The sequence below is a fragment of the Nostoc sp. CHAB 5836 genome, assembly GCF_020829445.1.
Lineage (GTDB): Bacteria > Cyanobacteriota > Cyanobacteriia > Cyanobacteriales > Nostocaceae > Nostoc.
This window is the reverse complement of record NZ_JAIVFV010000259.1, coordinates 1-6900: the sequence shown is the minus strand read 5'-3', so window position 1 is coordinate 6900 and position 6900 is coordinate 1. Positions and strand designations below refer to the sequence as shown.

Sequence of the window (6900 nt, the reverse complement as noted above, 5' to 3'; positions counted from 1 at the left end):
TCTAGTCGTTGGTCACGAGCCGATTTAACAATTCCCATCGCCTATCAAGCCGATACAGAAGAGGCTTTGAAGTTGATTGAAACTGTTGCTTTCCAGATGAATCAAGAAATGCAATGGCAGCGTCAAATTTTGGAACCGCCGCAAGTTTTGGGAATAGATCAATTTGGCGATCGCGGTTTGATTATTCGTGTTTGGATTAAAACACAGCCCCTCAAACAATGGGATGTAGCACGGGAACTTCGCCGCCGCCTGAAAGTTGCCCTAGACGAAGCTAGAATTTCCATCTCTGTGCCTCAACAAGCAATTTGGGTCAATGACGATCAGTTGTTAAATTTTCAGGGGAATGGCAAAGCTAATTAAAAATTTGGGTTCATTACCGCATTTTTCAGTATGAAAGCTACAGTAGATTAACCCTTCACCTCACCAACTGCGCGGCAGAATTGAAAAATTGACGACATAACCCCTTTGTGACTAAAACTGTTGTCAACAAGTTAGCGAAAGCAACCATGAACATAATCAAAATTTCATAGGATATAGCATCCAAGGGTTTCACACCAGCTAACAACTGTCCGGTGGTAATTCCTGGTATTGCGACCATACCTATGAGTATCATTTGATTGACAGTAGGAATTAATCCGGCTCTGATAGCGTCTTTGCGGTACTGGCTAACTGCTTGCTCTGGAGTTGCGCCTAAGCTTAAGTGGGTTTCGATTTCGAGATGGCTGGAATTAATGGTGCTGACAAGGCGATCGCCTGCGATGGCAGCTGCATTGGTAGCATTACCTAAGACTATCCCTGCTAAGGGAATTATATACTGTGGTTCGTACCATCTTTCTGGTTGAATGATCAAAAAATTGCTGTAAAGCACTGTCAGTGCGGTACTAATTAAAATTGCACCCCACACCAAAGGCAACACATGAGGAATTTTTTGGCTGATACGATTTCGTGCGACAATCGCCGTAATTGTCAGCATTATTGCTAATAGGGCCAAAACTGCCCAAGCATTATCTAAAGCCAAGATGAAATCTAAAATGTATCCCAATACAAGAAGTTGTAAGATGGTTCTCCCAGTAGCAAGGGCTAAGTTCAACTCTAATCCTAATTTTTCCCAGGCAGATACACCAATGGCGATCGCCATCAATCCCACAGCAATAGCTAAATCGACAAAATCCAGCTTGATCAGATCCTGCATGGGTTTTCTATCTCCCGGTATTTTCTTCTCAAAGCAGTCCACACAAGAGGAACTTTGATCCAACACATCGGATCTGGGTTGATATAAGTAAATACGTTTCGTAACATACTTAGTTTTTTCACACTAACGTACTTATATCACTTTCATTAATTCCAAACTGGTAGACCAAAACATGGTAAACACCTAGGATCGCAAGGCAGAAGTCACGCATTTACGCATTCAAAAGTTTTGTACATCAAAGCTTTTGCAAGTTTTAAAATGGTAGCTTGATTTTTGCCAAGCTGTACTAGTATGCCTACTATCTGTAAATTAAATGTGCGGTGGTTTACAGCGCCACAATTTAAGTAAAAACCCTAATAGATGCGTATCTGGGGCGATAGTCTCTTAGTAGCTTGTTTTTGATGAACAATTCAATCAGCAAAAATTGACTGTCGAAGTGCATCCTTTGTATCTCCTGATAAAATAAGAACTCATGATCCAAAGTGTAAATCCTATCCCTGCCTTTGATATCAAACAGCAATACACCACCATCGAAGCAGAAGTAAGTGCAGCTGTCTTAGAAGTTTTGGCTTCTGGCCGCTATATTGGCGGCCCCTTAGTCGAAGGCTTTGAGCAACAGTTTGCCGCTTATAATACGGTTACTGAATGTGTGGCTTGTAATTCTGGTACTGATGCGCTCTACTTAGCGTTACGAGTCTTGGATATTGGTGCAGGCGATGAAGTGATCACAACGCCTTTCACCTTTATTGCGACATCTGAAGTCATTAGCGCCGTGGGTGCAAAGCCCGTTTTCGTTGATATTGACGTTAATACGTTTAATTTGGATGTCGAGCAAGTAGCGGCGGCGATTACACCCAAAACCAAAGCGATTATCCCGGTTCACCTATTTGGACAACCTGTGGATATGACCTCATTGATGGCGATCGCTCAGTCTCACAACTTGTCAGTAATTGAAGATTGCGCTCAGTCTACAGGCGCAATTTGGGCTGATCAAAAAGTCGGAAGTATTGGACATATTGGTTGCTTCAGTTTCTACCCTACCAAAAATCTTGGTGGTTGCGGCGATGGCGGGGCAATAACGACTAATGACCCAGCGATCGCTACTAAACTGCGAATACTACGAGATCATGGTAGTAAAGTGCGATATTTACATGAGGAGATAGGCGTAAATAGCCGCTTGGATGCTCTTCAAGCAGCGATCTTGCAGATTAAGCTGCGTTATTTAGATATTTGGAATGATCGCCGCCGAGATATCGCCAATTATTACTACGAGTTTCTCAGTCAAGTTTCGGGGATCATTCCGCCCCAAGAATTACCTGGGGGTATTGGGGTATGGAATCAATACACTATTCGCATCGCAGGCGAAGGGCGAAATGGTGCTAGCGCCAAATATCGAGATTGGGTGCGTAGTCAATTGCAAGAGCAGGGTGTGAGTTCAATGATTTACTACCCCTACCCTTTACATTTGCAGCCAGTTTATCAAAGTCTAAACTATCAAATTGGAGACTTACCAATAGCAGAGCAAGCTTGCCATGAAGTCATAGCTTTACCCATGTTCCCAGAATTGGCACGACAGCAGCAAGACCAGGTTATTTATGCGTTGAAGGATTGTTTGGGGTGAAGGGGGGATGAGGGAGCAGGGGGAGCAGGGGGAGCAGGGGGAGCAGGGGGAGATGAGGGAGCAGGGGGAGCAGGGGGAGATGAGGGAGAAAAGCACGACAAGAAGTAAATTTTTACCATTACTTCCTCATCCCCCTCATCCCCCTCATCCCCCTCATCCCCCTCATCCCCCTCATCCCCCTCATCAACTACTAAGCGATCGCACGGCTGCTAGCAGTCACCAAAGCTTCCACTAAGCCACGCACAGCAGCAATCATTGCTACTTCGCTATTGAGTTGGTTGATGGCGGAACCCACACCGACGCCAGCAGCACCAGCCGCGATCGCTAATGGTGCAGTAACGCTAGAAATGCCTGAAGCACACAATACTGGTACTGACACCACACGAGAAATCTCAAAAGCTGCTGCCAAACTGGGGGCAGCTTTTTCAATTAATCCTAGAGTTCCAGGGTGAACTGGGTTACTGCTAGTACCGCCTTCGGTTTGGATAATATCTGCTCCAGTTTTCACCAGTTCTTCGGCTAACTGTACTTGTTGATCTAGTTCCAAAATGTGAGGAACGGTGACAGATAAGGTGATTTCTGGAAGCAAAGCGCGGGTTTGCTTGGTGAGCGCTAGCACTTCGGGAGCCTCAAAGCGGCGACCTTGAGCATAGAATGAATCGAAATTGCCAATTTCTATTAAATCAGCACCAGCTGCCACAGCTTGCACAAATTTCTCTGGCTCTACTGCTGATACACAAACTGGTAAATTTGTCAAACTTTTAACTAGCTGGACTAAGGCAGGATCGGCGGCGATATCGACAAAAGTAGCACCGCCCAATTCAGCAGCTTTTACGATAGCAGCAACGCTAGCGGCGTCGAAGTTATTCAAGCCGCTAATCACTTTTAGAACACGGCGGTTAGTAAATGCACGTTGGAGTGTGGAATGCATCGTCATAGTTTGGCTTTTGAAGCTACGAAAATTAGGTATATTCTACCGTCCCTCAGTTGATCAGGGGCTAAATTACTATCGCAGTTGCCAAATCTTGATAGTTTTATCCTTTTTCTCGGATTAGCGATCGCTAATATTGTAAAACTTCGCTTTTGGAGTTTACTCTGCTAATTCACCTAGGTATTAAATGCAGCAAAATCTTATACCAGTTCTTTGTGAAGTTGCATAGAATTTGACCCCACCTCTTAGTCCCTGAACGAAGAGCAAAGATGGAAAAAGCCAGTTCCCTCCTCGATTTCGGGGAGGGTTAGGGTGGGGTTCTTAGTAAGGGTTTTAAGCTTATTTACGTTTCGTAACATACTTCAGTTTTTTCGCACCAACGTACCTAAGTTAGTTTTGAGGGTTTGTAGTAAGCACAAAGCGTGCTTAGGAAATAAGGACTGAAGTCCTGACTACGAACTTGCTTACCCATCAATTTAAACTTGGGAGATGTCTAGTCAAACTCTGGAGGCCATAAATCTGCAATTGGTACTTCCCATCCTGGAAGCAGATCGGGAACTGTTAAAATATCGCCATCACGAAGTATTATTGCCTCTTGTCCAAAGTTGTAAACTTCAACAATCCGCTCATCTGGATTGAGCAAAATTCCTACCTTAGTTCCTAAACTCAGGAATTCTTGAATTTTGGCTCTGAGATCCTCTAAATTATCGCTAGGAGACTTCACCTCTACAGTCAAATCGGGAGCCAATTGAGCAAAAGACTTGGGACTACGACGCAAGCGTTCGGCTAAAACAAATGAGGCGTCCGGTGCGCGTAAATCGGAGTTTGGCAATCTGAAACCAGCGCTAGAAGCTGCTGTTCGTCCGAGTTTGCGCGGTCTAACCCAGTTACGTAACTGGGCTACCATTTCGGCTGCAACCTCATCTGATTCGTATCCTGATGGACTCATAACAATAATATTACCCTTGACTAGTTCCATGCGAAAGTCGGGATGCTGTTGCTGCATTTGTTCCAAGTCTTCAAGGGTCAGGGACATAAAACCTCTCTAGGAGCGATCGCTTTATTTTGCCTAGAATTACTATACCGTAATACTTATAGACCTCTCCAGGAGCGATCGCCCCATGAATTCCCCAGTCATCGCCAAACCTGTTACTCCCAAGACTTCCTATGTTTTGCTGTATAACGTCAGTTGGGATCAACTAGAAAAGCTAGATGTAGACCTAGAAGGTACAGGTGCGCGACTAACTTATTTAGATGGAATTTTAGAAATTATGTCCCCAGTTTCCGATGACCATGAAGATGCTAAAAGTACTACAAGTCGCTTGTTAGAGGCATACCTGAGAGAAAAGAAAATTCGCTTCTATGTTAGAGGAAGTGCTACACTCGGCAAACGCAAAGATGGTACGCGACGAGAACCAGATGAGTCTTATAACTTTGGGACTAAAAAACCGATTCCAGATTTGATTATTGAAATTATTGTCACCAGTGGCGGAATTAATAAGTTGGAGATATACAAGCGTCTGAAAGTTCCAGAAGTTTGGTTTTGGGAAGATGGGCTACTTTCGGTATATTGTTTGCGAGGTGAAGAATATGAAAAAGTGTCCAAAAGTTCTTTTTTCCCCGACTTAGATATAGAATTGCTAGCGCAGTATTCACGCATGGCGGATCAGTATGATGCAGTCAATGACTTTAGCCAGGTGATTCGAGAACATGGATAAAGTTGAAAAAACAGGATATAATCCAATACGCTTGGGATAAGACTAAAACCCTTGTCCAGTGGACAGTGTAGAGACGTTGCAATGCAACGTCTCTACAGCCTATGGTTCTCCAGAAAATCCTTAACCCAAGCGTATTGGGATATAACCATTAAAATCGAATATTATTGGTTATTTTTCATTCAATCAAATACTCATAAGTAAGTTGGCGCGAAAAAATCAAAGTATGTTACGAAACGTAAATAACCTTAAAATCTTTACTAGTGACCAATACTTCGACTTACTTCGACTACGCTCAGTACAAGTCGCTCAGTACAAGTGACAAAGGACAAATGACAGCTTTAGCCAGTTAGCTTTAATTGCGCCGACCTACTTACTATAATAAGCTTCTAATTAAAGCATCTGTGATATTTTTGATAGCTGCAACTCGTTGCGTGCAAAATTCTGCGGCTTTTCGGTTTACTAATTCCCATTCTTCACTAACTAACCTTAACCGACTAATCGCTTCATCACGGATGACAGGATGCAGCCAGTATTGTCCTTTTTTCGCTTCTATTAAAGACAAATCTTGCACAGCTTTAATCACACCTCTACGTTTTTGTTCTGCTACATCCCAGAGCAAACATAAAACTCCCTCAATAGGTACTGAAGTCAGGATATCTTGATAAGGATACCATCCTAAACGACAGAGGAGGCGATAGGCTTCTAAGTTATTTTCTTGGAGACGGGTAAATTGACTGGCGACTAAATCTTTTAACTCTCTTTCTCCTAATAAATCTGTACGGTTTTCCTGCCAATAGGCGTGGATGTCACCATGAAAATCTGTCAATATTGCTCCTCGGAGAATTTGCATTGCTTTGGCATTACCTCCATAAGCTCTGCACATTTCACTGAGAATACTACAATCGCAGTTGATGTGGCAACTACGGAAGAACTGTCGCCAAGCTTCATCATCTAAACCTTTGAGTGCATAGAGATGAACCTCCACACTAGACTCCCGCAAACGCTGACGACTTGTTACTAAAGTAACTGAATGCACATCTGAATCTGCTAATACTCTCAATAGCTCAACATAAGGGCGACGATATTCTAGAATTTTGCCATTTTTATCGAGGGCAGTTTCTAGATTATCAATAAATACCCCAATTTTAGAAGTTTGTTCTCGGAGTTTGCGCCGTAGTCGTTCTAAGCTGATACCAAAGTCTCCTCCCGGTTCTTCGTTAAAGTATCGCCGTAGCCATTCTTCAACCACACTCTCTACAGGAGTAAGATTTTGAATTTCTGTGGCCATCCACAGAAATTCAAAATCTTACTCCTGTAGAGAGTGTGGTTGAAGAATGGCTACGGCGATACTTTAACGAAGAACCGGGAGGAGACTTTGTAGGACGCGATCGCCAAATAGCCGAACTCCACACCTTAGTCAGTCGGGGAGAAAAAGTTA

General features: G+C 43.4%; 7 protein-coding genes. 3 read left to right on the top strand and 4 right to left on the bottom strand.

Annotated features, from left to right (window positions below):
* Positions 1 to 360: mechanosensitive ion channel family protein (locus LC605_RS30040; protein ID WP_229551081.1), on the top strand; the 360-nt coding region annotated here is incomplete at its 5' end.
* A gap of 55 nt (positions 361 to 415) precedes the next feature.
* Here LC605_RS30040 and fetB read toward each other — a convergent pair.
* A complete protein-coding gene (fetB, locus tag LC605_RS30035; RefSeq protein WP_229551080.1) occupies positions 416 to 1192 on the bottom strand; it encodes an iron export ABC transporter permease subunit FetB in 777 nt (258 codons plus the stop codon).
* A 472-nt stretch (positions 1193 to 1664) separates the two neighbouring features.
* Here fetB and LC605_RS30030 point away from each other — a divergent pair, with 472 nt between their 5' ends.
* The gene (locus LC605_RS30030; RefSeq protein ID WP_229551079.1) at positions 1665 to 2813 is read left to right on the top strand and encodes a DegT/DnrJ/EryC1/StrS aminotransferase family protein; all 1149 of its coding nucleotides are present in this window, start codon (positions 1665 to 1667) and stop codon (positions 2811 to 2813) included.
* 190 nt (positions 2814 to 3003) lie between these two features.
* On the opposite strand, the gene LC605_RS30025 is transcribed toward LC605_RS30030, so the two are convergent.
* Together LC605_RS30025 and LC605_RS30020 are read right to left on the bottom strand one after the other, a co-directional pair.
* Positions 3004 to 3750: a DUF561 domain-containing protein gene (locus LC605_RS30025; RefSeq protein ID WP_229551078.1), complete on the bottom strand. Its 747-nt coding sequence runs from the start codon at positions 3748 to 3750 to the stop codon at positions 3004 to 3006.
* 487 nt (positions 3751 to 4237) lie between these two features.
* Positions 4238 to 4780, bottom strand: a complete 543-nt coding sequence (locus LC605_RS30020) for a Uma2 family endonuclease (protein ID WP_229551077.1) — start codon at positions 4778 to 4780, stop codon at positions 4238 to 4240.
* 85 nt (positions 4781 to 4865) lie between these two features.
* Between LC605_RS30020 and LC605_RS30015 the strand changes: the two genes are divergently transcribed.
* Positions 4866 to 5462 (top strand): Uma2 family endonuclease, encoded by a 597-nt coding sequence (locus LC605_RS30015; RefSeq protein ID WP_229551076.1) that lies wholly within the window; start codon positions 4866 to 4868, stop codon positions 5460 to 5462.
* A 373-nt stretch (positions 5463 to 5835) separates the two neighbouring features.
* On the opposite strand, the gene LC605_RS30010 is transcribed toward LC605_RS30015, so the two are convergent.
* On the bottom strand, positions 5836 to 6750 hold the full coding sequence (locus LC605_RS30010) for a hypothetical protein (RefSeq protein ID WP_229551075.1): 915 nt from the start codon (positions 6748 to 6750) through the stop codon (positions 5836 to 5838).
* Positions 6751 to 6900: the final 150 nt, after the last annotated feature.